This window comes from Devosia sp. 1635 (assembly GCF_013185955.1).
Taxonomy (GTDB): domain Bacteria; phylum Pseudomonadota; class Alphaproteobacteria; order Rhizobiales; family Devosiaceae; genus Devosia.
Window position 1 is genome coordinate 1,016,049 of sequence record NZ_JABAOM010000002.1, and the last position, 25,761, is coordinate 1,041,809.

General features: G+C 64.2%; 25 protein-coding genes. 7 read left to right on the forward strand and 18 right to left on the reverse strand.

What is annotated here, in order from left to right:
* Nucleotides 1-77 precede the first annotated feature (77 nt).
* Nucleotides 78-1,007 carry a tyrosine recombinase XerC gene (locus tag HRU92_RS11680; RefSeq protein WP_172124503.1) on the reverse strand — a complete coding sequence of 310 codons (930 nt, stop codon included), beginning with the start codon at nucleotides 1,005-1,007 and terminating at the stop codon, nucleotides 78-80.
* Between the two features lie 96 nt (nucleotides 1,008-1,103).
* Here HRU92_RS11680 and HRU92_RS11685 point away from each other — a divergent pair, with 96 nt between their 5' ends.
* The 6 genes from HRU92_RS11685 (at nucleotide 1,104) to HRU92_RS11710 (ending at nucleotide 8,519) form a co-directional block, all read left to right on the forward strand.
* Complete coding sequence (locus HRU92_RS11685; protein WP_173088189.1) at nucleotides 1,104-3,272, forward strand: primosomal protein N'; 2,169 nt, start codon at nucleotides 1,104-1,106, stop codon at nucleotides 3,270-3,272.
* Nucleotides 3,273-3,533: 261 nt separating this feature from the next.
* On the forward strand, nucleotides 3,534-4,094 hold the full coding sequence (locus HRU92_RS11690; RefSeq protein WP_172124507.1) for a F0F1 ATP synthase subunit delta: 561 nt from the start codon (nucleotides 3,534-3,536) through the stop codon (nucleotides 4,092-4,094).
* Complete coding sequence (gene atpA / locus HRU92_RS11695) at nucleotides 4,095-5,630, forward strand: F0F1 ATP synthase subunit alpha (RefSeq protein ID WP_172124509.1); 1,536 nt, start codon at nucleotides 4,095-4,097, stop codon at nucleotides 5,628-5,630. It abuts the gene before it with no gap.
* A gap of 24 nt (nucleotides 5,631-5,654) precedes the next feature.
* The gene (locus HRU92_RS11700) at nucleotides 5,655-6,545 is read left to right on the forward strand and encodes a F0F1 ATP synthase subunit gamma (protein WP_172124511.1); all 891 of its coding nucleotides are present in this window, start codon (nucleotides 5,655-5,657) and stop codon (nucleotides 6,543-6,545) included.
* A gap of 21 nt (nucleotides 6,546-6,566) precedes the next feature.
* On the forward strand, nucleotides 6,567-8,006 hold the full coding sequence (gene atpD, locus HRU92_RS11705) for a F0F1 ATP synthase subunit beta (protein WP_127754211.1): 1,440 nt from the start codon (nucleotides 6,567-6,569) through the stop codon (nucleotides 8,004-8,006).
* A gap of 87 nt (nucleotides 8,007-8,093) precedes the next feature.
* The gene (locus tag HRU92_RS11710) at nucleotides 8,094-8,519 is read left to right on the forward strand and encodes a F0F1 ATP synthase subunit epsilon (RefSeq protein ID WP_172124513.1); all 426 of its coding nucleotides are present in this window, start codon (nucleotides 8,094-8,096) and stop codon (nucleotides 8,517-8,519) included.
* A gap of 53 nt (nucleotides 8,520-8,572) precedes the next feature.
* Here the strand turns inward: HRU92_RS11710 and HRU92_RS11715 are convergent, their stop codons facing one another.
* The 17 genes from HRU92_RS11715 to HRU92_RS11795 all read right to left on the reverse strand — a co-directional run bounded on the left by HRU92_RS11715 (nucleotide 8,573) and on the right by HRU92_RS11795 (nucleotide 24,518).
* On the reverse strand, nucleotides 8,573-9,262 hold the full coding sequence (locus HRU92_RS11715) for an aspartate/glutamate racemase family protein (RefSeq protein WP_172124515.1): 690 nt from the start codon (nucleotides 9,260-9,262) through the stop codon (nucleotides 8,573-8,575).
* A 6-nt stretch (nucleotides 9,263-9,268) separates the two neighbouring features.
* Nucleotides 9,269-9,805 (reverse strand): RNA pyrophosphohydrolase, encoded by a 537-nt coding sequence (locus tag HRU92_RS11720; protein WP_172124517.1) that lies wholly within the window; start codon nucleotides 9,803-9,805, stop codon nucleotides 9,269-9,271.
* A 9-nt stretch (nucleotides 9,806-9,814) separates the two neighbouring features.
* The gene (locus tag HRU92_RS11725) at nucleotides 9,815-10,927 is read right to left on the reverse strand and encodes a divergent polysaccharide deacetylase family protein (protein WP_172124519.1); all 1,113 of its coding nucleotides are present in this window, start codon (nucleotides 10,925-10,927) and stop codon (nucleotides 9,815-9,817) included.
* A gap of 73 nt (nucleotides 10,928-11,000) precedes the next feature.
* On the reverse strand, nucleotides 11,001-12,464 hold the full coding sequence (locus HRU92_RS11730) for a S41 family peptidase (RefSeq protein ID WP_172124521.1): 1,464 nt from the start codon (nucleotides 12,462-12,464) through the stop codon (nucleotides 11,001-11,003).
* A gap of 7 nt (nucleotides 12,465-12,471) precedes the next feature.
* Nucleotides 12,472-13,944, reverse strand: a complete 1,473-nt coding sequence (locus tag HRU92_RS20760; protein ID WP_172124523.1) for a peptidoglycan DD-metalloendopeptidase family protein — start codon at nucleotides 13,942-13,944, stop codon at nucleotides 12,472-12,474.
* 100 nt (nucleotides 13,945-14,044) lie between these two features.
* Complete coding sequence (gene rlmH, locus HRU92_RS11740) at nucleotides 14,045-14,527, reverse strand: 23S rRNA (pseudouridine(1915)-N(3))-methyltransferase RlmH (RefSeq protein ID WP_172124525.1); 483 nt, start codon at nucleotides 14,525-14,527, stop codon at nucleotides 14,045-14,047.
* Nucleotides 14,528-14,773: 246 nt separating this feature from the next.
* Nucleotides 14,774-15,166: a ribosome silencing factor gene (gene rsfS / locus HRU92_RS11745; RefSeq protein WP_172124527.1), complete on the reverse strand. Its 393-nt coding sequence runs from the start codon at nucleotides 15,164-15,166 to the stop codon at nucleotides 14,774-14,776.
* 182 nt (nucleotides 15,167-15,348) lie between these two features.
* On the reverse strand, nucleotides 15,349-15,987 hold the full coding sequence (locus HRU92_RS11750) for a nicotinate-nucleotide adenylyltransferase (protein ID WP_349236721.1): 639 nt from the start codon (nucleotides 15,985-15,987) through the stop codon (nucleotides 15,349-15,351).
* Nucleotides 15,988-16,144: 157 nt separating this feature from the next.
* The gene (locus HRU92_RS11755) at nucleotides 16,145-17,425 is read right to left on the reverse strand and encodes a glutamate-5-semialdehyde dehydrogenase (protein ID WP_172124531.1); all 1,281 of its coding nucleotides are present in this window, start codon (nucleotides 17,423-17,425) and stop codon (nucleotides 16,145-16,147) included.
* Nucleotides 17,412-18,554 carry a glutamate 5-kinase gene (proB, locus tag HRU92_RS11760; RefSeq protein WP_248307073.1) on the reverse strand — a complete coding sequence of 381 codons (1,143 nt, stop codon included), beginning with the start codon at nucleotides 18,552-18,554 and terminating at the stop codon, nucleotides 17,412-17,414. The genes HRU92_RS11755 and proB overlap by 14 nt, the downstream gene beginning before the upstream one ends.
* A 102-nt stretch (nucleotides 18,555-18,656) precedes the next feature.
* Complete coding sequence (gene obgE / locus HRU92_RS11765) at nucleotides 18,657-19,700, reverse strand: GTPase ObgE (RefSeq protein ID WP_172124535.1); 1,044 nt, start codon at nucleotides 19,698-19,700, stop codon at nucleotides 18,657-18,659.
* A complete protein-coding gene (locus HRU92_RS11770) occupies nucleotides 19,697-20,233 on the reverse strand; it encodes a GNAT family N-acetyltransferase (protein WP_172124537.1) in 537 nt (178 codons plus the stop codon). The genes obgE and HRU92_RS11770 overlap by 4 nt, the downstream gene beginning before the upstream one ends.
* Before the next feature lie 28 nt (nucleotides 20,234-20,261).
* Nucleotides 20,262-20,789: a GNAT family N-acetyltransferase gene (locus HRU92_RS11775; RefSeq protein ID WP_172124539.1), complete on the reverse strand. Its 528-nt coding sequence runs from the start codon at nucleotides 20,787-20,789 to the stop codon at nucleotides 20,262-20,264.
* Between the two features lie 116 nt (nucleotides 20,790-20,905).
* Nucleotides 20,906-21,172: a 50S ribosomal protein L27 gene (gene rpmA, locus HRU92_RS11780; protein ID WP_127754225.1), complete on the reverse strand. Its 267-nt coding sequence runs from the start codon at nucleotides 21,170-21,172 to the stop codon at nucleotides 20,906-20,908.
* Nucleotides 21,173-21,184: 12 nt separating this feature from the next.
* A complete protein-coding gene (gene rplU, locus HRU92_RS11785; protein WP_127754226.1) occupies nucleotides 21,185-21,748 on the reverse strand; it encodes a 50S ribosomal protein L21 in 564 nt (187 codons plus the stop codon).
* Nucleotides 21,749-21,983: 235 nt separating this feature from the next.
* Entirely contained in the window at nucleotides 21,984-22,772 is a 789-nt protein-coding gene (locus tag HRU92_RS11790) for an MBL fold metallo-hydrolase (protein WP_172124541.1), read from the reverse strand.
* Between the two features lie 117 nt (nucleotides 22,773-22,889).
* On the reverse strand, nucleotides 22,890-24,518 hold the full coding sequence (locus HRU92_RS11795; RefSeq protein ID WP_172124543.1) for a Na+/H+ antiporter: 1,629 nt from the start codon (nucleotides 24,516-24,518) through the stop codon (nucleotides 22,890-22,892).
* A gap of 267 nt (nucleotides 24,519-24,785) precedes the next feature.
* On the opposite strand from HRU92_RS11795, the gene HRU92_RS11800 reads away from it, so the two are divergent.
* Entirely contained in the window at nucleotides 24,786-25,730 is a 945-nt protein-coding gene (locus HRU92_RS11800) for a substrate-binding domain-containing protein (RefSeq protein ID WP_127754229.1), read from the forward strand.
* Nucleotides 25,731-25,761: the final 31 nt, after the last annotated feature.

Consider the following 25,761-nt stretch of genomic DNA (forward strand, 5'->3'; position numbering starts at 1 on the left):
GCTCGCGGCAACTTAGCGCGAGTTGAGCCCGGCGCACAGCATGCGCGCGGCCGATAAACGGGCTAGCGACAGGCGGATCACCCGCGTGGATGGGCCTTGCGATAGCTTTCCAGCAGTCGATCGGTATCGACTGCCGTATAGATCTGGGTGGTTGAAAGCGAGGCATGCCCCAGCAGCTCCTGGATGGCGCGCAGATCCCCGCCCCGGCTGAGGAGATGGGTGGCAAAGGAATGGCGTAGCGCGTGGGGCGTTGCCGATTGCGGCAAGCCAAGAGCGCCGCGCAATTGTTCCACCCGCAGTTGGATCAAACGGGGTGACAGCACGCCGCCTTTGACGCCCCGGAACAGCTGATCCTCCGGCCAGAGCTTGAACGGGCAAAGCTCGCGGTAAAGCGCGATGGCTTTGTGCACCGGTCCGATCAGGGGCACCATGCGCACCTTGCCGCCCTTGCCGGTGACGCGCAGCGCTTCCCCTTCGAGGTCGCCGGACTTGATCGCCAGCGCCTCCGAGATGCGCAGGCCCGCGCCATAGCAAAGCGAGAGCACTGCCATGTCGCGTGCCGCGACCCATGGTCGCTCTTCCATTTGCCCGGTGGTGGCAATGGCATCGCGCGCTTCGGGCACGGTCAGCGCCTTGGGCAGGCCCCGCGGCTGCTTGGGCGTACGAATGACGTTAAGCGCTTCGGTCGTGAGCACGCCTTCACGCTCAAGGAAGCGAAAAAAGGATTTGAGGGCCGAAAGCACCCGTGCCAGCGAGCGCGAGCCCAGGCTTTCCGATCGGCGCTGCGCCATGAAGGCGCGGATATCGGCGGCCCGCAACTCCCTAAGGGTGAGGAGGGTCACCGGACCGCCGGTGTGACCGGCCAGAAAACTCAGGAACTGATCGAGATCGCGGCCATAGGCCTCGAGCGTGTTTTCGGCGAGCCGCCGCACCGCGCCAAGCTCGCGCTGCCAGAGCGAGAGCTGCAGGCGCACGAATTCATCGGTGGCAAAAGCGGTGTCGGTCATGGCTTCAAGCTAGCCTGCGGGCGTTAGCAAAGGGTAGCGGCTTTGGCAGAATCACTTGCGCTTCCTATGTAGCGGATGCGAACAGAACAAGCACAAATGACCGAGCATCCAGATATCGTAGCGGTGATGGTGGGGGTAGCCGTTGAGGGCCCCTATTCCTATAGCGTGCCGCCAGGCATGCGGGTTGAACGCGGCTCGATCGTGGCGGTGCCGCTGGGCCCGCGCCTGACGCTGGGCGTGGTCTGGGGACCGCCCAAGGATACGATTGCCCATAATCGGCTGCGCGCGATTGCCCAAAGCTATGACGTGCCCCCGCTGTCGGAAGAACTGCTCAAGCTCGTCGATTGGGTGGCGCGCTATACGCTGGCGCCGCCGGGACAGGTGCTGCGGGCGGTCCTGCGCTCGAGCGAAGCGCTCGATCCGCCCCGCCCGGTTATCGCTTATCGCCGCACCGGCTATGAGCCGGAAAAACTGACCCCGGCCCGCCTACGCGTGCTCGATACGCTGACCGATGATATGCCCCTGCCCCGGGCCGCGCTACTGGGGGCCGCCGGCGTGTCGCAATCGGTGCTGGATGGGCTGGAACGCGCCGGCGCGCTGGAAAAGCTCGAAATCCCGCCCCCGCCCGTCGCCTTGCCGCCCGATCCGGACGAGGGCGTGGCGCGCCTCAATCCCGAGCAGCAAGCCGCGCTCGAGCAAGTGACGGCGCTTGATCCCCATGAGTTCGGCGTGGCGCTGCTTGATGGCGTCACCGGCGGTGGCAAGACGGAAGTGTTTTTCGAGGCGGTGGCCGATACGCTGCGCGTGGGCCGGCAGGCACTGATCCTCTTGCCCGAAATCGCGCTGACCCACACCTTCCTTGATCGCTTCACCAAGCGCTTTGGCACCCGTCCGGCCGAGTGGCATTCAGAAATGACGCCGCTGCAGCGCGCCCGGGTCTGGCGCGGCGTGCTCGATGGCACGGTGCGTGCCGTGGTGGGGGCGCGCTCGGCCCTCTTCCTGCCGTTCCGGGAACTCGGCATGCTGGTGCTCGATGAAGAGCATGACGGCGCCTATAAGCAGTCGGACGGCGTCAACTACCATGCGCGCGACATGGCCATTGTGCGCGCCCGCTTCGCCAAGGCCCGGGTGATCCTGTCTTCGGCCACGCCCTCGGTCGAAACGCGCAACAACGCCAATGCCGGCCGCTATGCCCATGTGCTGCTGACGGCCCGCTATGCCGCGGCGAGCCTGCCCAATATCACCGCCATCGACATGCGCCTCGACGGGCCCGAAAAAGGGCAGTGGATCGCCCCGACCCTGGCGCGTGAAGTATTTGCCGCGCTCGACCGGGGCGAACAGGCGCTGTTGTTCCTCAACCGGCGCGGCTATGCGCCGCTGACCCTTTGCCGCTCCTGCGGGCACCAATATCAATGCCCCGATTGCTCGGCCTGGCTGGTGGAACACCGGTTCCGCGGCGTGTTGATGTGCCACCATTGTGGCCATGAGATTCGGGCGCCAAAAAACTGTGCCGCCTGCGGCGATGTCGATGCCCTGGTGCCGGTGGGGCCGGGCATCGAACGCATTGCCGAGGAAGCCGCCGCCCGCTTTCCCGATGCGCGCCGGGTGATCCTCTCGTCGGACATGGGCACCAATGCCCAGTTGCGCGAGCGGTTCAGCGAGATCACCCGCGGCGAATATGACCTCATCATCGGCACCCAGCTGGTGTCCAAGGGGCATCACTTCCCCAAACTATCGGTGGTGGGGGTGCTCGATGCCGATCTGGGCCTTGCCCATGGTGATCCGCGCGCGGCCGAGCGCACCTTCCAGATCCTGACGCAGGTAGCGGGGCGCGCCGGGCGGGCCTCGCAAATTGGCAAGGCGTTCCTTCAGACCTACCATCCCGATCATGCGGTGATGCGTGCGATGGTGACGGGCGACCGCGAGGCCTTTTACGCTCATGAACTGGCGGCGCGTGAAGCGGGCATCCTGCCCCCGTTCGGGCGGCTGGCGGCGCTGATCGTTTCAGCCAACGAGCATGACATTGCGATGAACTTCGCCAGGCGCCTGCTCTCGGCGGCTCCCATGACCGAGCGGGTGCGCTTGTTCGGACCGGCAGATGCGCCGGTCGCCATGGTGCGCGGCCGCCACCGCGTGCGGCTGCTGGTGCAAAGCAGCAAGGAGTTCGACCTCTCGGGCTATGTGCGATTCTGGCTGCAAAGCGCCGAACGCCCAACCGGCAATTTGCGGGTGCAGGTGGATATCGATCCCGTCAGCTTCATGTAACTGTCACAACGATAGGCCAAACAAAGAGCCGCGACCAAGCGACACACTGATGGAATTGCCATACCTGCGACACTTTCGCCGTCGTGGAATCCCCAGGGGGAGCCTTGCAAGGCGCGCGCCGCTTATGTTAGAGCGGGCCTGACTTCCAGGGAGCAGGCAGATTGCTCCTTTTTCAAGCAAGAACAAGCCTTGGCACCGTCCGGCTTTCCCCATCGGGACAGGCGGCGGAGCGAACGGGTAAACCAAGAGGGTGATGCGGCATTGGCAGCGCAGAGTGGAGTGCTTACCCAGATCGCCCGGCCATACGCGTCGGCTCTGTTTGATCTGGCGCAGAGCGAGAACCAGCTCGCTTCGGTCGAGACGGGACTGTCCGACGTTTCCCGGCTGATGAACGAAAGCGAGGATTTTACCCGCTTCCTGCGTTCCCCGGTGATCACGGCTGAAACCAAGGCAGAAGCGCTCAACGCCCTTTTGGCCCGCGCCACCGTCAACCCCCTGCTGGCCAATTTCCTGCGGCTGGTCGCCAAGAACGGCCGCTTGTTCGCACTGGACGGCATCATCACCATCTTCCGGGAACTGGCAGCTGCCGCGCGCGGCGAAGTTACCGCGGATGTGGTTTCGGCAACCCCGCTCAGCCATGAGCAGGCCAATGCCCTGAGCGAGACGTTGCGCGCCCGGATCGGCAAGACCGTCACGCTCCATCAATCGGTCGATCCCTCGTTGATCGGCGGCCTTCAGGTGAAGGTCGGATCACAGATGATCGATTCTTCGCTCAAGACAAAATTGACCGCGATGAAGATCGCCATGAAAGAGGTCGGGTAAATGGACATCAAAGCCGCGGAAATTTCTGCGATCCTCAAGGACCAGATCAAGAATTTCGGCCAGGAAGCCCAGGTTTCCGAAGTCGGGCAGGTGCTTTCCGTGGGTGACGGTATTGCCCGCGTTTACGGCCTCGACAAGGTGCAGGCCGGTGAGCTCGTCGAGTTCCCGGGCGGCATCAAGGGCATGGCGCTCAACCTCGAAGCCGACAATGTCGGCGTCGTGATCTTCGGCAATGACCGCTCGATCAAGGAAGGCGACGTCGTCAAGCGTACCGGCGCCATCGTGGACACCCCCGTGGGCAAGGGCCTGCTGGGTCGCGTTGTTGACGGCCTGGGCAATCCGATCGACGGCAAGGGCCCGATTGAATACACCGAGCGCCGCCGCGTCGACGTCAAGGCTCCCGGCATCCTGCCGCGCAAGTCGGTGCATGAGCCGATGTCGACCGGCCTCAAGGCCATCGACGCGCTGATCCCCGTTGGCCGTGGCCAGCGCGAGCTGATCATTGGCGACCGTCAGACCGGCAAGTCCGCGATCATCCTCGACACCTTCCTCAACCAGAAGCCCGCGCACGATGCCGGCGCTTCCGAGAGCGAAAAGCTGTACTGCATCTATGTCGCCGTGGGCCAGAAGCGCTCCACCGTGGCCCAGTTCGTGCGCCAGCTCGAAGAATCGGGCGCCCTGCCTTATTCCATCGTGATCGCGGCAACCGCTTCCGATCCCGCGCCGCTCCAGTACATCGCGCCCTTCACCGGTTGCGCGATCGGCGAGTTCTTCCGCGACAATGGCATGCATGCCGTGATCGCCTATGACGATCTGACCAAGCAGGCCGTTGCCTACCGCCAGATGTCGCTGCTGCTGCGTCGTCCGCCCGGGCGCGAAGCTTACCCCGGCGACGTGTTCTACCTGCATAGCCGCCTGCTTGAGCGCGCCGCCAAGATGAACGAATCGCATGGTTCGGGCTCGCTGACGGCACTGCCCGTGATCGAAACCCAGGCCAACGACGTGTCGGCCTATATCCCGACCAACGTGATCTCGATCACCGACGGCCAGATCTTCCTTGAGACCAATTTGTTCTTCCAGGGTATCCGCCCGGCCGTGAACGTTGGTCTGTCGGTGAGCCGCGTGGGCGGTTCGGCCCAGATCAAGGCGATGAAGCAGGTTGCCGGCTCGCTCAAGGGTGAGCTGTCGCAGTACCGCGAAATGGCGGCATTCGCCCAGTTCGGTTCGGACCTCGATGCCTCGACCCAGCGTTTGCTGAACCGCGGTGCGCGCCTGACCGAGCTGCTCAAGCAGCCCCAGTTCAGCCCGCTCAAGACCGAAGAGCAGGTGGCGGTGATCTTTGCCGGCGCCAATGGCTATCTCGACTCCATCCCCGTTTCCAAGGTCGGCCATTTCGAGCAGACCGTGCTTGGCGCCATGCGCGGCAAGTATTCGGGCATCCTCTCGACCATCGCGTCCGAAAAGCAGCTCAGCGACGACACCCGCGCCAAGCTCAAGTCGGCACTCGATGACATCAAGAAGACCTACGCGGCCTAAAGCCTGCAAGGAGTTGACTGGCCCATGCCGTCGTTAAAGGACCTCAAGAACCGGATCGACTCGGTCAAATCGACCCAGAAGATCACCAAGGCCATGCAAATGGTGGCGGCGGCCAAGCTGCGCCGCGCCCAGGACGCCGCCGAAGCCGCCCGCCCCTATGCCGAACGCATGGGTCGGGTGCTAGCGAGCCTTGGCGCGGTCTATGAGGGCCAAACCAATGCCCCGCCGCTGCTGGCCGGCACTGGCCGGGACCAGACCCATCTGCTGATCGTGGCCACGGGCGAACGTGGCCTCGCTGGCGGGTTCAACTCTTCCATCGCCCGTCTTGCCCGCGACCATGCCAACCGGCTGCTGAGCGAAGGCAAGACCGTCAAGATCCTGACGGTGGGCCGCAAGGGCCATGACATCCTGCGCCGCCAGTTCCCTGACCATATCATCGATACGGTCAGCTTCCGCGAGGTCAAGCAGGTCGGGTTCGCCCAGGCCAACCAGATCGCGCAGAACGTGCTGGCGCTGTTTGCCGCCGGCGAGTTCGACGTGGCAACGCTGTTCTACGCCAAGTTCGGTTCGGTGGTCAGCCAGGTGCCGACCGCAACCCAGATCATTCCCGCCCGGCTCGAAACGCCGGCCGGCGCCGAAGGCCAGCTGGCCGCTCCCGGCGTGATCTATGAATACGAGCCCAACGAAGAGGCGATTGTCGAGGACCTGCTGCCGCGCAACATCTCGGTGCAGATCTTCCGGGCGCTGCTGGAAAACGGCGCCTCGTTCTACGGCGCGCAGATGAGCGCCATGGACAATGCCACCCGCAATGCCGGTGAAATGATCAACGCCCTGCAGCTGAGCTACAACCGCCAGCGCCAGGCGCAAATCACCAAAGAACTCATCGAAATCATTTCGGGCGCGGAAGCGCTCTAACCTTCAAGCGAGGACGAACAAATGGCAGACACCAAGGTCGGTCGCGTATCGCAAATCATCGGTGCCGTTGTTGACGTCACGTTCGATGAGCATCTGCCCGCCATCCTGAATTCCCTGGAAACCACCAATAACGGTGCACGCCTGGTGCTCGAAGTTGCCCAGCACCTGGGCGAGAACACTGTGCGCACCATTGCCATGGACACCACCGAAGGCCTCGTGCGCGGCGCCCAGGTGATCGATACCGGTTCGGCTATCTCGGTTCCCGTTGGTGAAGCCACCCTCGGCCGCATCATGAACGTGATCGGCGAGCCCATCGACGAAGCCGGCCCGATCGGCGAAGTCGAGCGTCGCGGCATCCACCAGGAAGCCCCGAGCTTTGCCGAGCAGAGCCCGGAATCACAGGTTCTGGTCACCGGCATCAAGGTTGTGGACCTGCTCGCTCCTTATGCTCGCGGCGGCAAGATCGGCCTGATGGGCGGCGCCGGCGTTGGCAAGACCGTGCTGATCCAGGAGTTGATCAACAACGTCGCCAAGGCACACGGTGGTTATTCGGTGTTTGCGGGCGTCGGTGAACGCACCCGCGAAGGCAACGACCTTTACCACGAAATGATCGAATCGGGCGTGAACAAGGACCCCCATGAGAACGGTGGCACTGCCGCTGGCTCCAAGTGCGCCCTTGTGTTCGGCCAGATGAACGAGCCCCCCGGTGCGCGTGCCCGCGTGGCGCTGACCGGCCTTACCGTCGCCGAGAACTTCCGCGACCAAGGTCAGGACGTGCTGTTCTTCGTGGACAACATCTTCCGCTTCACCCAGGCTGGCTCGGAAATGTCGGCTCTCTTGGGCCGCATTCCTTCGGCCGTGGGTTATCAGCCGACGCTGGCGACCGATATGGGTGCCATGCAGGAGCGCATCACCACGACCAACAAGGGCTCGATCACCTCGGTGCAGGCCGTGTATGTGCCTGCCGACGACTTGACTGACCCGGCACCCGCGACCTCGTTCGCCCACTTCGACGCCGTGACCGTGCTGAACCGCGCTATCTCGGAAAAGGGTATCTACCCGGCCGTGGATCCGCTGGCATCCAACTCGCGCATCCTTGACCCCAATGTGGTGGGTGACGAGCACTACCAGACCGCCCGCCGCGTGCAGGAAATCCTGCAGAAGTACAAGGCGCTGCAGGATATCATCGCCATCCTTGGCATGGACGAGCTTTCCGAAGAGGACAAGCTCACCGTGGCGCGCGCCCGCAAGATCGAGCGCTTCATGAGCCAGCCTTTCGACGTGGCCGAAGTGTTCACCGGCTCGCCTGGCGTGTTCGTGCAGCTCGAAGACACCATCAAGGGCTTCAAGGGCCTGGTGAACGGCGAATACGACCACCTGCCCGAAGCCGCCTTCTACATGGTCGGCACCATCGAAATGGCTGTGGCCAAGGCCCAGAAGCTGGCCGCACAGGCCGCCTAAAGCTAAACGGTCCGGGCGCCCTGCCCGGACCATTGTTTCTCCTCCTGCCCGGCCAGTCGGGCGCGGACCGCCCAAAGGATTGCCGGCATGGCTGAAGGCCTCAAGCTCGAGATCGTTTCGCCCGAACGCCTGGTGCTGTCGCAGCAAGCGACTGCCGTTTCTGTTCCCGGCACCGAAGGCTATTTCACTGTGATGGCGGGCCATGCCCCGTTCATGACTACCCTGCGTACGGGCTTCATCACCGTCACCAGTGATGCGGGTGCGCCGGCTGTGTTCTTCGTGCGCGGCGGTTTTGCCGATGTGTCGCCCGAAGGGCTGACCATCCTTGCCGAAGAATCGGTGCCGTTTGCCGAACTGGGCCAGGAAGACCTGCAGGCGCGCATCCGCACCGCCGAGCAGACCCTGGCTGCCGCCAACACTCCCGAGGAGCGCAGCTTCGCCCAGGAAGTGGTCAGCGGCTTGCTGAACCTGGCGCAGGAAGCGTCCTATCTCAACGGCGCCCACGCCAACTAAACCAAAGCCCGGCACTGCCGGGCTTTTTTGTTTCCTGGGGTCCGTTTTTCGCTTCAGTCGGCCAGGGCCGCAGCAACAAGCGCCTTGGCGTGCAGTTCGGTCGTGTCATAGACCGGCAAGGGGCTGGTGCTGTCATCGATCAGCATGTTGATCTCGGTGCAGCCCAGGATCACCGCATCGGCGCCGCGCGCCGCCAAGAGCTCGATGGCCGAGACGTAAACCCGGCGCGATTCCTCGCGCACGATGCCCCGGCACAGCTCTTCATAGATAATGCCGTGCAGATTGGTGCGCCCGACCTCGGGCACCAGCACCTCAAGGCCCCGCGCTACCAGCCGCTCGCGATAGAACGGCATTTCCATGGTGAAGCGGGTGCCAAGGAGCCCTACTCGCTCCATGCCGTCCGCCTGCAGCGCATCGGCGGTGGGATCGGCGATATGGATAAAGGGCACAGTGATGGCCGCGGTGATGGCGTCGGCGACATGGTGCATGGTGTTGGTCGCCAGCCCAATCAGCTCGGCCCCTGCCCCTTCGAGCGCGCGGGCGCTTTGCGCCAACAGCTCGCCAGCGCGGCCCCACTCCCCTGCGGCCTGCAACTGGGCAATGGGGGCAAAATCAAGGGAATGCAGGAGAATGGGCGCTGAATGCAGCCCGCCCCGTAGCCGGGCCGTTTCGCGGTTGAGAGCCCCATAGTAATGCGCGGTGGATTCCCAGCTCATGCCGCCGATGAGGCCGATGGTTTTCATTGCCGTTTAGCTGTGGGTGAAGCGCTGCGGGATATCGGCAAAGGCCTCGACGACCTTGTCATAGGCGTCCTTCTTGAACGGCACGATCAGGGATGGCAGACGCGATAACTGCTCCCAGCGCCATTCGTCGAACTCGGCCGGATGCTTGCCACCGCCGGGGGTCAACACATCGATCTCGCTGTCATTGCCGGTAAAGGCAAAAGCGAACCAGCGCTGGCGCTGGCCGCGGAACCGGCCCTTGAGCGCGACGCCGAGTTCTTCATCGGGCAAATCGTAATAGATCCACTCGGGCGCTTCGGCGAGCAGGCTAACCGTCGTGATATTGGTTTCCTCATGCAGCTCGCGCAGCGCTGCGCGCAGCGGATCCTCGCCCGCATCGATCCCGCCCTGCGGCATTTGCCAGGGCGAGCCGTGTTCGGCGGACTTTTCCGGGTCGTTCTCGAACTTGCGACGGCCGATAAAGACATTGCCCTCCGCATTGAAGACGGCGATGCCGACGCAATCACGATAGGGCAGGCTTTCGCGCGTGGGACGCTCGGACATGGAACAACTCTACTTCATCAGGGCCGTGGCCGGCACCAGCACAACACCGCGGCTTTCCAGTTCGCTGGCCCATTGGGCAATGGTGGAAACCGAAATCGGCAAGGCGCTTACAATACCAATTGCCGAACCATTCTCTACCGCTTTGGCTTCAAGGCTCCCCAGCGCTGACAGAATGGCTGCCTGGGCGGGATTGGCGTCGACCAGGAGATCGGCGCGGGCAAAGGGTACCTTGTTGCTGCCCGCCAACTGGGGGGCGAGTGAGCGATTGGAGGAGCCGTCATCCAGATAGCCCAGGCCACGCGCGCCCAGTTCCTCGACAACGGGGGCGAAGTCGGCGCCCGAGGCGGTAAAGCGCGCGCCCATATTGTTGAGCACCCCGGCATAACAACCAAAGCGCGCCATCAGCCAGAACAGGCGATCAAGGTTGGACTGGGTGGTTTCGCCGGTGAGAAGGGTGTGGGGACCCGGATCGTTCTGGGGGAAGTCAAAGGGCTCGAGCGGGATTTCAAGGAGCACTTCATGGCCCGCAGCGCGGGCGGCGGCGACGGTGCTTTGCAGCGTCTTGCCATAAGGAGCAAAACCGAGGGTGACCTCGTCGGGCAATTGCTCGATGGCCTGGAGCGAGCCCTGCTCGTTGATGCCAAGGCCCGTGACCACGAGCGCAATCCTGGGCTTGCCGCCCACCAGCGCACGGTCGACGGGGCGGGCATAGGCCTGGAACGGGGTTTGGCCGGTCGCTGAAATGCGCGGGATCGGACCTTCGGCGGTTTCTTCGCTGAGATCGGGCAGCACGCCGGCTGCACCAGGCGCGGCGGCGGTGGCGGGTGTTGGACTGGCGGGGGGCGCAGCGCCGGCGGCGAATTGTTCGGGATCGGCGGTGATGGTCACTGGACCCTGGGAGACCGAACTCGCGATGTCGTTGCCGGCGCGGGTATTGGTGATCGCCACTTCGCGGCTGGGGCGACCGCCCTCAGGATCATCAACCAGCAAAAGCCGGGCGCCAATGCCTCCCGCCGCCAGCAGCAGCACGCCAAACAGCACCCGTGCCACGGGAAAACCGGGCCTTGCGGCTCCTGCGCGGCGCTTGCGGCCGGTCAGCGGCGTGCTGAGATCATTGGCCATTAGGAGGGTCCGGATGGAAAGGGAGGCGGCAAGCGACGGGGCCAGGTGCCCCGCCATTCACCCGAGTTGACGTTTATTCGGCACGCGGCGGATAGGCTTCGTTGGTTTCCTCGCCATTGATCAGGCGCAGCGCGAATTGCAGTTGCGCATCCTCGGCCTTGTCCTGGGGCACATAGACCGAGGAGCCGACCGTGGTTTCTTCCTGGCCTTCGACGGTGATGTGACCAGCAAGGCCGGCTTCACCAATGATCTCGTCGCGGCCCTGCAGTTCCTCGGGAACTACCTGGCGCACTTCGATATCGGGGGTGATGCCCAGCGCCTGGATGGAGCGGTTATTGGGCGTGTAGTAGCGAGCCGTGGTCAGCCGCATCGCGCCATCGGGCCCGAGCGAAATGATCGACTGCACCGAGCCCTTGCCGAAGGAGCGCGTCCCCACAAGGGTTGCACGCTTATGGTCCTGCAGCGCACCGGCCACGATCTCGGAAGCCGAGGCCGAACCGCCATTGATCAGCACCACAAGCGGTACATCGGCGATCTGGGCGTCCAGCGGATCAGGCTTGGCGTCGTAGCGCGCGCTTTCCTGTGGCAGGCGACCACGGGTCATCACCACGGCACCCTGCTTGAGGAAGGCGTCGGCGACATAAACCGACTGATCGACGAGGCCACCTGGGTTGTTGCGCAGGTCAAGGATGATGCCCTTGGGCGCCACGCCATCGCGTTCGGCATAGATATCCTTGACCGCATTTTCGATGCCGACAAAGGCCTGTTCGGAGAAGCGCGACAGGCGCACCACGCCAATATCGCCTTCCAGCGACCAGCGCACGGCGCGCATAGCGATCACGGCGCGGGTCAACTCGAACTCGAGCGGCTCGTCGATGCCTTCACGCACAACGGTGATCTTGGTTGCGGTGCCGATCGGGCCGCGCATCTTGCCCACGGCTTCGTCAAGGCTGAGGCCCTGAACATCGGTGCCATCGATACGGACAATAAGGTCATTGGCCATGATGCCGGCCTGGGCCGCGGGCGTATCATCGATGGGGGACACCACCTTGATCACGTCTTCTTCCATGGTGACTTCGATGCCCAGACCCCCGAACTCGCCCGAGGTATCCTCGCGCATCTCGTCATAATCGGCTGGCGGCAGATAGCCCGAATGGGGATCAAGCGATGTCAGCATGCCCTGAATGGCGGCGCGGATCAGCTCCTGCTCATCGGGGGCATCGACATATTCAGAGCGGATGCGATCAAAGATCTCCCCGAAGAGATTGAGATCGGCATAAACCTCGAGCGGATCGCGCGGCGCGGCCTTTTGCTCTTCCGGCGTGGGCTCGGGCTCTTCCCCGCTGGGGGCAGGCTCGGCGTCTGGCGCCTGCTCAGGCGACTGATCGGGAGCGGGAACAGCGGGAGCCTCTTCAGCCGGGGCCGCGGGCGTTTGCTCGGCCGGAGGCGGCACCGGTGTTTCCTGCGCCTGAAGCGTCGAAGCAGGCAGCAGCAGCGCCAGCGTCAGGGCAGCGGCGCGATAGGTCGAAAGGCGCATGGGGGTTTCATCCACTTTGTGTCGGGTTTGCCCACCAGCCGGTGGGATCGAGAGGTTCGCTGTTGTGTCGCAGTTCAATATAAAGCGTCGGCTGGGCGTTGCCAGCACTCGTGGTCACCGTTCGTCCAATTGTGCGTGATCCCATTGTGCCCACCGGCTCGCCCATCAGGACGAACTGGCCAATGGAAACGGTCACCGTTTCCAAACCTGCCAAGAGGATCGTATAGCCCTGCCCGCTATTGAGAATGACGATTTGGCCGTAATTGAGGTAGGGGCCGGTATAGAGCACCCAGCCATCGGCAGGCGCCACCACCTGCGCTTCGGCCCGCGTCATCAGCGAAACGCCCTGCGAGATGCCGCCAAACCCGTCGCCCGCCCCGTAATCGACGACCTTGACCCCGTTGGCGGGCAAGGTCAGGAACCCCTTGGCACTGGCAAAAGGCACCGCCGGCTCGGTGCGGGCCGTGTTGGCAAGCGCGGTCTGGACCGCTTCGGGAGTCAGCACCGCATCCTCTCCCTCGACCTGGGGTGGTGTCGGGCCTTCCTCGATGCGGGCCGAAAGCTGGTCGATCAGTTCGCGTAGCGTTGTCGCGCGGGCGGCCAGCGCCATGGCTTCCTGTTCGGTCGCCTCAAGATCGGCCGACACAGCAGCAATGCCCTGGCTGCGCGCGGCAATCAGCGTCGCGATGCGCAATTGCTCTTCTTCGAGCACGGAATAATTGGCGCGCAGCGCCGCTTCTTCGGCGAGCGCCGCTTCCTTGATCTTGGTGAGTTCCTGCAGATCAGCGGTGACCGCGTCGGCCTTGGCGCGCAACTGGGGCACGATCGCGGCGATGAGAATGGCCGATCGCGCGGAGCCCAGGGCATCGGCGGGATCGACGATCAGCGCGGGCGGCGGGTTGAGCGAGATGCGTTCGAGTGCCGCCAGCACATTGGCCATTTCGGCATCGGCACCATCGAGCCGGCCGCGCACTTCGAGCTCCTGCACAATCAGGCCCGACAAGCGCTCCTCGATATCGGCCACTTCGATTTCGGCCAGCTTGACGCGCTGGGCTGCGGCGATGAGCGCGGCATTTTGCTGGGTGCGATCCCCCTGCATGGCGGCGATTTCGGCGCGCAACTCGTCGGCGCGCTCCTTGCTCATGGTGATCGAGGCTTCGAGCTTGGCGAGTTCGGCCTGAGTGGTCACCGGATCAGGAGGCAGCTCGGCAGGCGGCGGCGGCACGGCGGCGGGATCAACACCCAGCTCCGGCGTGGTTGGCGCGGCACGAAGGGCCCCGTCGGGCGCAGCTGGGGGGACCGGCGGGGCTGCGCCGGGCGCAATATCGGTGGGGGCAGCCGGAGGGGCGTCGGTGGGCAGCGCCGGGGCAAGCTCGCCCTGGGGCGCCGGGCCCTGCGCCAGCAGCGACGGGGCCGGGGCCAGTGCTGCGGCAACAACTGCCAGCACCACACCCCATCTCGCGCCGGAGGAAACCGACATTGACTCTCCTAGCTCGCTTGCCCCTGGGGCGAATCACTTGGCTGCACCATAGCAAGCTCGACAAAAAACGCAGGTTAACACTGCTTAAGGAATGCGGGTCTCAGTCGCCGCGGTGATAGGGGTGGCCCGACAGGATGGTGGTGACCCGATAAAGCTGCTCGGCCAGCATGATGCGCACCAATTGATGCGGCCAGGTCAGCGGCGAAAAGCTCAGCACCAGATCGGCAGATTTGACGAAATCAGGATCCAGGCCATCGGCGCCACCCACCACAAAGCTGACGGCGGGGCGGCCCTCATCGCGCCAGCGCCCGACCAGGGCGGCAAAGGCTTCCGAGCCAATGGATTTGCCGCGCTCGTCCAGCGCAACCACGACGCCAGCGGGAATGGCGGCGCGGAGGGCGCGGGCTTCTTCGCCTTTGCGGGTGGCGGCGGCTGATGCGCGGGATTCTGTCAGCTCGGTCACGTCAAAGCCCGTCAGCGCCAGGGGCTTGCCGCTACCGACGGCGCGATCAAGATAACGGCTGACCATTTCGCGCTCAGGCCCCGCCTTCATCCGCCCCACGGCGGCGATGCTCACGCGCATGGGGCCATTCCGCCAGGCAAGGCGGGCAGATGCGAAGGAGCGAGCGGGGGAAGTGGCCGAGGCATAGAGAAGTCCATTGAGGCATTGGGGCGGTCAATGGACCAGTACCAAGGCGGGGTAATGGCAGCGTGATGGAAATTCGCTCGGCCAGCGCTGGCGGCTGCGCGGCAAAGCCACGCACCGCCCGGGCAAGCCGAACTGGGCTGGCCGAGCGATCTCGGCCAGCATGAGCGGGATTGGTCCGGCTTAGTGAGCGTCGGCCGCGAAATCGGCCTGCCACATCTTCTCGATGTTGTAGAACTCGCGCACTTCGGGGCGGAAGATATGAACGATCACATCCCCAGCATCCACCAGCACCCAATCGCAATGGGGCAGGCCTTCGATGCGCGGCTTGCCATAGCCAGCTTCGCGCAAGGCGGTAACCAGCTGATCGGCCACGGCGCCCACATGGCGTTGGGAGCGACCCGAGGTGACCACCATATGGTCGGCCAGGGATGACTTGCCGGTGATATCGACGGCGATGGTTTCCTCGGCCTTGGCATCGTCAAGGCATTCCAGCACGACATCGATCAACGCGCGCGTTGGCGCGGTTGGCGGCGTGGTCTGGGACGGGGAAAAGGTATTGGGCAGCGTGGCCATCAGCAATGGCCTCCCGCCCATGCTCGCAGGGCATGGGTCATGCGTTGGGTCAGCATCCTTGGTTGTTGATCGGAATGTGCACGCGTCTTTGCAAACGACAAGCAATCGTTCCTGTTCTTGGGTGATCTATATCACACCGGCCTAATATGCGCTTTTGCAGCCCTGGGTGCAAGGTGGGGTGTTTATTTTGGCGTTTCACACCCTCGCGCGCGCAATTGCGAGGAAGAAAGCGTGGATTGCTTGCCATGCAAATAAACCCAGGCCGGTGGCGGGCGCAGGGCCAAGGTGCCCGCCTGGCTTTCGGGAATGCGGAAGGGCTGCAGCGCAAGGGCAGCGCGCGAAGCTGGCGCCACCCGATCGGCGCCGGGGCGCACATAAACGGCAATGGGCATGGTGGCGGCAATTTCCGTCCAGCGCTCCCAGCGATGGAACTGGGCGAGATTGTCGGCACCCATGATCCAGACGAAGTGCCGATCCGGCAGGGTTCGGGACAAAAAGCGCACGGTCTGCCAGGAATAAGCAAAGCCGAGCGCCGCCTCAAAGCCGGTGACCCGGACGCGCGGATGAGCCAGCACCTGGCGGGCGGCTTCCACCCGGTCGCGGAGGGGCGCGAGTTCAGCATGGTTCTTGAGCGGATTGCCGGGGGTGACCAGCACCCAAAGCGCATCGAGCCGCAGCCGCACCAGCATCTGCTGCATCACGAGACGATGGCCGGCATGCACGGGATTGAAGCTGCCGCCGAACAAACCAATGCGCATGCCGCGCGCGGACGGCGGAATTTCGGTGACGCCGGCGATGCGGAGGGGCGGTCGGTGGGTCAATCGACACCGCACCATCGGCCTGGGGCTCCCTCCCCCTTGAGGGGAGGGTTGGGGAGGGGGCGGTGCAGTGGATCACTGATGGCCCCCCTCCCCCGGCCCCTCCCCTCAAGGGGAAGGGGAGCAACAAGCTCCGAGGATGGTGCCAAGATCAGAAAGTTCACGGCCGCAGCTGGCCGTTGCCGCGGACGCGGTATTGAAAGCTCGTGAGTTGCTCGACGCCGACGGGGCCGCGGGCATGCATCTTGCCGGTGGCGATGCCGATTTCGCCGCCAAAGCCGAACTCGCCGCCGTCGGCGAACTGGGTAGAGGCATTGTGCATGAGGATGGCGGAATCGATGCTGTTGAAGAACAGCTCCACCGCCTCTGGGTCTTCGGCAATGATCGCCTCGGTGTGGTGGCTGGAATAATGCTCGATATGGGCGATGGCCGCCTCGATGCTGTCCACCACTTTAACCGAGATGATGGCGTCCTCGTATTCGGTGCGCCAATCGCTCTCGGTAGCAGGCTTGGCCTCGGGTATCAGGGCGCAAACCGTTGCGTCGCCCCGGATTTCGCAGCCGGCGCCCTGCAGCGCAGCGATGATCGGGCGCAGATGGGTGTCAACCACGTCGCGATGAACGAGCAGCGTTTCGGCGGCGCCGCAAATGCCGGTGCGGCGCATCTTGGCGTTGAGGGTAATTGCAACGGCCTTGTCGAGATCGGCTGAGCGGTCGATATAGACGTGCACCAGCCCTTCGAGATGGGAAAATACCGGCACCCGGGCTTCCGCCTGCACGCGGGCAACGAGGGTCTTGCCGCCGCGGGGCACGATCACATCGATATTGCCCTCAAGGCCCGCGAGCATCTCGCCCACCGCAGCGCGGTCGGTGGTGGGGACGAGCTGGATCGCCTCGACCGGCAGGCCGGCCAGGTGCAGCCCGTCGAGGAGGCAATCCACGATCGCCTGGGAGGAGTAAAAGCTGTCCGAGCCACCGCGCAGGATGACGGCATTGCCGGCCTTGAGGCAGAGCGCGCCCGCATCGGCGGTGACATTGGGACGCGATTCAAAGATGACGCCAATCACGCCCAAAGGGGTGCGGACGCGCTGGATATGCAGGCCATTGGGCCGGTCCCATTCGGCAATGACGCTGCCCACGGGATCGGGTAGCTCGGCAATGGTGCGAACGGCCTCGATCATGGCGTCGATACGCGCATCGGTCAGCAGCAGACGATCGAGAAAGGCCTTGGAAATGCCCTTGGCCTGGGCGGCTTCCATGTCGCGGGCATTGGCCTTGAGGATCTTGGCGCGATGGGCGTTGATGGCGCCGGCAGCGGTGTGGAGCGCGGTGCGCTTTCGCGCAGGCGTGGCGCTGGCCAGCACCCGGGCGGCGGCGCGGGCATTGCGGCCGAGCTCGGCCATGACGGCGGCGGTGTCGCCCTTAACTTCAGCCAGGCTCATTGACGGCTTCCTCCTTGGCGCCCACCAGCACGAGATTGTCGCGATGCACCAGTTCGGCGCGGTGGCCGATGCCGAGCAGTTCCACCACGGTGTCGCTGCGTTTGCCCATCACCAGCCGGGCTTCGTCGCTGTCGAGCCCCGCAAGGCCGCGCGCGATCTCAACGCCAGCGGGATCGGTGACGGCAATGGCATCGCCGCGCTCAAAGCTGCCGCTGATCTTAGTCACGCCAATAGGAAGCAGCGAGCGGCCGGTGCGCAGCGCGCGCACGGCACCGGCATCCACCTGGAGCGTGCCCGCGACATGCAAGGTGCCCATGATCCAGCGCTTGCGCGCCTGGCCCCGGCTCTGCACAGGGGCGAAAAGCGTGTGGCGCGCGCCTTGCGAAAGGGCGCGCAGCGGATGGGGCTCGGTGCCCTTGGCGATGATCATAGCGGTGCCCGCCTGGGTCGCGATCCTGCCGGCTTCCACCTTGGTGGTCATACCGCCGCGCGAAAGGTGGCTGGCGGCGCCCCCAGCCATGGCTTCGATGGCCGGTGTGATGCTGGGAACGATCGGCAGATGGGTAGCACTCGGATCCTTGGCCGGCGGGGCGGTGTATAGCCCGTCGACATCCGATAGGAGCGCCAGGCACTCGGCTTCGATCATGGTGGCAACGCGCGCCGACAGGCGATCATTGTCGCCATAGCGGATTTCGGCGGTGGCCACGCTGTCGTTTTCGTTGATGATCGGCACGGCGCCCAGGGTCAGGAGAGTGGTGATCGTGGTGCGGGCATTGAGGTAGTAGCGCCGCTCTTCGGTGATATTGGGGGTGATCAGGATCTGCCCCGTGACGATGCCATGGCGCCCAAGCGCTTCGGCCCAGGCCTGTGACAGGGCGATCTGGCCGGCGCTGGCGGCGGCCTGGGATTGCTCGAGGGTTAGAACCGGCGCTTCGAGGCCCAGCAGGCCCCGCCCCAAGGCAATAGCGCCCGAGGACACGATGACGATCTCGGTGCCGGCAGATTTAAGCTCGGCGAGATCATCGGCGAGACTCGCGAGCCACTCCGAGCGTAGTTGGCCTGTTTTGTCGACCAAGAGGGCCGAGCCGATCTTGACGGTGAGGCGCCTGAAGGGGGCAAGGGGGTTCATCGTGCGACGCCCTCGTGGCTCGAGGCTCGCCATGGGGCTCGCACCTCACCATGAGGGCTACCGGAGCAACTCGCAAACACCAGCGCCCTCCTCACCGTCATTTTAGGGGGCCCAATGGGGTTCTGCCTTGCGCCGGGCGGCTTCCGCCTTGGCAGCTTTTTCTTCGTCTAGCACCCCGATGACGCGATAAAGCACGGTGTCGACGCCCTGCCCCGTCACGCCCGAGACCTGGAGCACCTCGGCTTGGCTCAGCTTTTTCAACAGCTTGACCTTTTCCTTGAGGTCTTCGGGCTCGATCGCATCGACCTTGTTGAGCACGACGATTTCGGGCTTGTCCCCCAGCAGTTCGTCATAAGCGGCCAGTTCGGTGCGAATGGTCGTATAGGCGGTCTTGATGTCGTCCTGGGTGCCATCGATCAGGTGGATCAGAACGCCACAGCGCTCGATATGGCCAAGGAAGCGGTCACCGATCCCCGCCCCTTCACTGGCCCCTTCGATGAGGCCAGGAATATCGGCCAGAACGAAATCGCGCTCACCGATCGAGACCACGCCCAGATTGGGGTGGAGTGTGGTGAAGGGATAATCGGCGATCTTGGGCTTGGCGGCGGAGACGGCGGCGAGGAAGGTCGACTTGCCGGCATTGGGCAAGCCCACGAGACCCGCATCGGCAATGAGCTTCAAGCGCAGCCAGATCCACTTTTCCGTGCCTTCCTGGCCCGGATTGGCGCGGCGGGGCGCCTGGTTGGACGAGGTCTTGAAATGGGCATTACCAAAGCCACCATTACCGCCCGACAGCAGCACGACGCGCTGGCCGACCTCGGTCATGTCAGCTATGAGGGTTTCGTTGTCGTCTTCAAAGATCTGCGTACCGACGGGAACGCGCAGGATCGTATCCTCGCCATCGGCGCCGGTGCGCTGCTTGCCCATGCCATGGGTGCCGGTCTTGGCCTTGAAGTGCTGCTGGTAGCGATAATCGATCAGGGTGTTGAGCCCGTCGACGCATTCGATGATCACATCGCCGCCGCGCCCGCCATTGCCGCCATTGGGGCCGCCGAATTCAACGAACTTTTCGCGCAGAAACGATACGGCCCCCGCGCCACCATCGCCCGAGCGAACATAAACCTTGGCTTGATCAAGAAACTTCATGGCTTGTGCGCCTTCCAGACGCCCTGCGTCAATTGAGTGTCGATATGCTCCACCTCGGCCTTGCGTGCAAGACATAGGAGGCGGGAACGGCCAATCTCGGTAAAGCCGAGCTTGCGCTGGATCGCCAGCGAGGCCGCGTTGAAATGAAACACGCCCGAATACACAACCGGCGCGTTGGTCGCAGGAAAGAACCAGTCAAGGCTCGCCCGCACTGCCTCGGTCATGATGCCCTGCCCCCAAAAGGGGCGTCCGAGCCAGTACCCTATAATGGGGCCTTTGGGGCCAAGATGAAAGCCCACATGCCCCGCCAAACCAAATTCGGGCAGGTCGATGGAGAAATTGGTGTCCTCCAGCGGCATCACCGGACGGCGCGTGCGCAGCCACGCCTTGGCATCGCCGACGCGATACGGGTATGGCACCCGCGCGAGATTACCTGACACCGCGAAATCGTTGAGATAGCGCGCAATCAACTCGGCATCTTCAGGCACGGGCTGGCGCAGCGTAAAGCGCGCGGTTTGCAGGGTAAGGGTCATTGGGCCATGCCCGAAAAATGATCGTGCATCATTGCGGCAAGTCCTGGCCGAGGAGCACGACGGGTTGACCCACGAGCGTGCCCGTTTCTTCGAACGCCTGCCCCAGTTTAACAAAGCCGACCTTGCGCAACACCGCGAGTGAGGCGCTGTTGCTGACGAGAGCCCGGGAGCGCAGCGCGGTAAAGCCGGCCTGCTGGGCGGTCTGCACCACTGCCCGCGCCGCTTCCGTGCCATAGCCTTGTCCCCAGAAGGGCTCGCCCAGCCAATACCCCAGTGCGGGGGGTTGTCCGTCCAGCAGATGCAGCCCGATCGTGCCGATGAACCGACCCTCGAGCTCGATCGCCCAAGCCCATTCTTCAGCACTACGGGCAAGCTCCTCGACAAAAAAGACCGCGTCGCTTTCCCCGTACGGATTGGGAAGGCGGGTCGACACAGCAAGAAGGCGAGGGTTGTTGGCCAGTTCTGCAATGGCGGGCACATGCGCGAGCGCAGGCGTGGTCAGCACCAGCCGGGTGGTGGCGAGGGTCGCCGGAAGACGCTGACGTGGGCTGTCCATGTTGGGCTCCGAAAAAGCAAAAAGGGGAACCGGCGGACCGGTTCCCCTGTGCTTAGCTGTTGCGGCAGCGCCGAGGGGACCTGTCCCCCGGCAGCTTGCGTGCAAACGGCCGGTTCTTACTCGGCGGCCAGCGCCGGCTCGACCGACACGAACACCTGCGACTTGGCGCGGGTGCGGAAGGCCACCTTGCCGTCAACCAGAGCATAGATCGTGTGATCCTTGCCCAAGCCAACACCAGTGCCGGGGTGCCACTTGGTGCCGCGCTGACGAATGATGATGTTGCCGGCGATCACTTCTTCGCCGCCAAACTTCTTGACGCCAAGACGGCGTCCGGCGGTATCACGACCATTGCGGGATGAACCGCCTGCTTTCTTGTGTGCCATGGTGCTTGGTCCTTATTCCTGATCGGCCTTGGGAGCGGCCTTTTTGGCCGCAGTCTTGCGGGCCGGCTTTGCGGTTTCGCCAGCGGCGTCGTCGGCAGCAGGGGCTGCGGCGGCCTTGCGCGAGCTCTTCTTGGCGGGCGCGGCGGCCTCGGCCTCAAAGGTCTCGACAGCCGGGATGCCAGCCTGGTTCTGCTCGCCAGCCGGTGCGGCTTCGCTCACGCTGGGTGTTGCCGTTTCGGTACGGGCCGGAGCTGTCAGGTTCGGCTGGGCGCCACCGGTCAGGATCTCGGTGATGCGCACGGTCGAGAGCAGCTGGCGGTGGCCGTTGCGGCGACGGTAATTGTGGCGACGGTTCTTCTTGAAGATGATGACCGTCTTCTGCTTGCGCGTTTCCAGCAGTTCGGCAGCAACAATTGCGCCTTCCACCAGCGGAGCGCCAACTTCGCCATCAACCATCAGCACCTGGTCAAAGGTCACGATGGTGCCGGCTTCGGCATCGAGCTTTTCAATCTTCAATACGTCATTGGCGGCAACTTTGTACTGCTTGCCACCGGTTTTGATCACTGCGAACGTCATTCATCAACCGGGTGCGTCAAACATCCCGGTCCCTGTTGTCGCGCTTTGCGGCGCCGCGACTATTCCCCTGGGCGTTACACCCGGTGTCGCGGTCTTCATGCATGCCGGCGATCAAACCGGCGGGGAGCCTTAAGCAGCGTTTTCAAACCAAAGCAGCGCACCGGTTTGAGCCGGCGCGCATCGGGTTGTGCTTATCATTGCAAATAACGGCAGAGTCAAGGCTTGCGGGGCGGCCTCACGCCGCCTCTTCCCCTTCGGGATACCAATTGGCCCGGCGCACTTCGACGCCTTCCCCCACCGCCGCTTCAAAGGCATCCAGATCGCTGCCGCGGTGGTGATAGGGATACACAATGCCCGGCTTGAAGGTGTTAACGGCCTCGGCGGCCTGCTCGGGCGTCATGGTATAGGGCAGGTTCATCGGCAGGAAGGCGACGGCGACGTTTTCGAGCGCCAGCATTTCGGGCGTGGGCTCGGTGTCGCCGGCGACATACACGATGTCGTCTCCAAACTTGATAAGGTAGCCGTTGCCGACGCCTTGCGGGTGGTACTGCAGCCGGTCGGGCGAGGTGTTGTAGGCCGGGATGGCCGCCACGGGCAGACCGTTGAGCGAGCCCTCGTCGCCATTGGCCAGCGCTGTGGCATTAGCCTTGAGCGCCTCGGGCAACTTGTCGAACACTTCCTGGGTGGTCAGGATCGGAATGCCGCCGCCTGCAATGGCTTCAAGGGTGGGCACGTCGAAATGGTCACCATGGCCATGGGTGATCAACACCGCGGTTGGTGGGGGCAGATCGGCGTAAAGCTCGGCACCGCCCACGGGATCCACATAAATCACCTGGTCGTCATAGCCGAGCACGAGGCTCGCATGGCTGACGGGATGGATGATCACATCGCCGCCCGAGGTCGCCAGGCGATCGCCATCAAGCGTGCCTGCTTCCTGAGCGAAAGCCGGAGCCAGCGCCCCTGCCGCCCATGCCACCAGCGGCAACGCCGCCATTCCCGCCATTACTTCCCGCCGCTTCGCCATTCACCGTCTCCCTTGGGTTCGTTGTCGAGCCTCAACGTGAGGGGTAGCCGATTTGTTCGTTTCCGCACGACAATTTGAGCTAGATGCCGGGAACCCGCCGGAGCTCATGGATGGAGCCTAGCGGGAGTAACGCATCTCGGCCAAGTCGAGGTCACGAATGAGTTGCCGCGCGATTTCGCTTTTGAGCTTGCCGGTGCGCAGGCGCTGGCGGATTTCGGCGCGCTCGGCCCGCAAGGCGACAAGAACCAGCTCTTTTTCCACCCGCTCATATTCGCTCCGCGAAATATCGAGCGCTTCCAGCTGCGAGTGGCCATCGAGCCGGCGCTGGTAGAGCTCGGCGAGCCGGTTGCCGACCGCCGCATAAACCGGGGCGTCGCTGCGCTCCTCGGGCACCTGGTCCAGCGCCTTGCTTAGGGCCGCCAGGGCGGCATCGGCCGCGGCACTGCGCGCATCGTCTTCCTGGGCCCGCGCACCCGATTCGGCCGGGACATCCAGATCGCGCAACAGGATGGGCAAGCCGAGGCTGGCCACGATCAGGGAGGTGATGATGACGCCCATGGCGAGCAAGATCGCCAGATCGCGGGCGGGAAAGGCCGCCCCATCCAGCGTCGTGAGCGGCAGGGTCAGAATACCCGCCAGGGTAATGGCGCCGCGCACGCCGGCGAAGGACATGGCGGCGACCACACGCCAGTTGGGCGATTTGCGCGGCCCGGGCCCGCGAAAAAGTGTCAGCCGGAACGATACCCAGACCCAGGCGAAGCGCAAGGCGGCGAGGCCGGCATTGATCGCCACGATGTAAATGGCGAGCCACCAGACTTCCGCATGGCCAGTCAGAGCCACGGTTTCATGCGCGGCGCGGGCGATGCCGGGCAGTTGCTCGCCCAGCAGCACGAAAATCACGCCATTGGCGGCGAACTGGATCATGTCCCACACGGCATTTCGTCGAATGCGGGTGGTCGCGCGGGTGCGCCCCGACGCCTCGAGCAGGCTCATGGTCAGCCCCGCCGCTACCGCCGCAAGGATGCCCGAGCACTGCATATGTTCGGCGGCGAGATAGGCGGCAAAGGGGATGAGGAGGCTCACCAAGACCTTCGAGCCGGTGTCCTCACCCCAGCGCCCCGAGACCCGATCCTGGAGCCGGGTGATGAGCCAGGTCACGCCCACGCCGATGGCGATGCCCCCGAGCGCCAGCCACAGGAAGGTCAGCCCGGCATCATAAGGCGAGAAGGTGCCAGTGAGGGCCGCGGCAATGGCAAAGCGCAGGCAAACCAGGCCCGATGCATCATTGAGGAGGGATTCGCCATCCAGGATGTGCATCAGGCGCTTGGGGATCGGCACGCGCTGGGCAATGGCGGACACGGCGATAGGGTCGGTGGGCGACAGCACGGCGGCCAGAGCAAAGGCCACCGCCAGCGGCATGGCGGGGATCAGCCAATGGATGAAAAAGCCCATGCCCACCACAGTAAAAACCACCAGCCCGAGGGCCAGTTCCAGCACGGTGGAGGCGTCCTTGAGCAGATCTTCCTTGGGAATGCGCCAACCATCGAGAAACAGCAATGGCGGCAGGAAGAGGAGGAAGAACACGTCCGGATTGATCGTGATCCCCTGCCGCGTGCCGATGCTGAGCACCGCGCCAAAGGCAATCTGCACCAGGGGCACGGGAATGGGCCAGGGCAGCGCACGCGAGATGGCCCCGCTCAGCACCACGGCTAGCAATAGAACAAGGACTAGGGTGACGTCTTGCACAGCCTTGGCCTTTCCCTGACAGGGGCGAACGTCGCCGCCCCGACCCGCGTTGCACCAAAGGAAAGACAAACGCACTGCCGGGCGGGCGCCCAGCCCATTTCGGCGGCAGTCCTTAGTGCCCCGTGAGTTGAATGGCTTGGTGTTTAGCGGATGGGGTGTGGCGAACTCCATCGGTTTGCTGCTTGCGGGGAGCAGAAGCACCACCTAGGCTCCCCTTGCCGGACGAACACACAAGATGTCGCCGGCGACCCGTAACGGGAGGAACCCATGGATAGACGCAGTTTTCTGATGTCTTCGGTGGCGCTCGGCGCGCTGGCCGTTGCCAGTCCTGTCTTGGCGCAGGACCAATTGACCATTCTTGGATCGGTGCCCAACCTGGGCTTTCCGTTCTTTGTGCATATGCTCAACCAGATCAAGGCCGAGGCCGGCAACCAGGGTGTCGCGGTGATCGAGAGCGACGGGCAAAATTCTGCGCCCAAGCAGACCGCCGACATTGAATCGGCCATCGTGCAGCAGGTGGATGCAATTGTCATTTCGCCGCTGGACGTCAATGCGCTGGCGCCCGCCATCGAGCAGGCCATTGCCGCCAATGTGCCGGTGGTGACCATCGACCGGCGAGTCGACGGGGTGGAAGGCATTCTGGCCCATGTCGGGGCGGACAATGTCAAGGGCGGCGAAGCGGAAGCCCAGGCGGTGGTGGACGCCTTCCCCGATGGCGCCACGATCTTCCACCTGCAGGGCCAGCCGGGCGCCGGTCCCGCCATCGACCGCAACAAGGGCGTGCACAACGTGCTTGATGGCATGGCCGACAAGTACAAGATCGTCTTCGAGCAAACCGCCAATTTTGCCCGCGACCAGGGCCTGGCCGTGACGGAAGCCGGGCTCGCGGCCAATGGCAAGCCCGATGCGATCATCTGCGCCAATGACGACATGGCGCTGGGGGCGCTCGAAGCCTGCGCCGCTCGCGGCTTCACCGACGTCAAGATCTATGGCTTTGACGCGCTACCCGAAGCGCTGGCTTCGGTGCGCGACGGGGGCATGGCCGGCACGGTCGAGCAGTTCCCCGGCGAGCAATCACGCGAGGCGGTCAAGATCGCGGTGGCCTATGCCAAGGACGGAACCGAGCCGGCCGAAACGCTGGTGCTGCTGACCCCCGTGGTCATCACCCAGGCCAATCTGGACCAGGCCGAGCGTATCGGCGAAGCCGGCTAAGCCGGATCCCGCCGGCCGGGGGCGAGGAGGC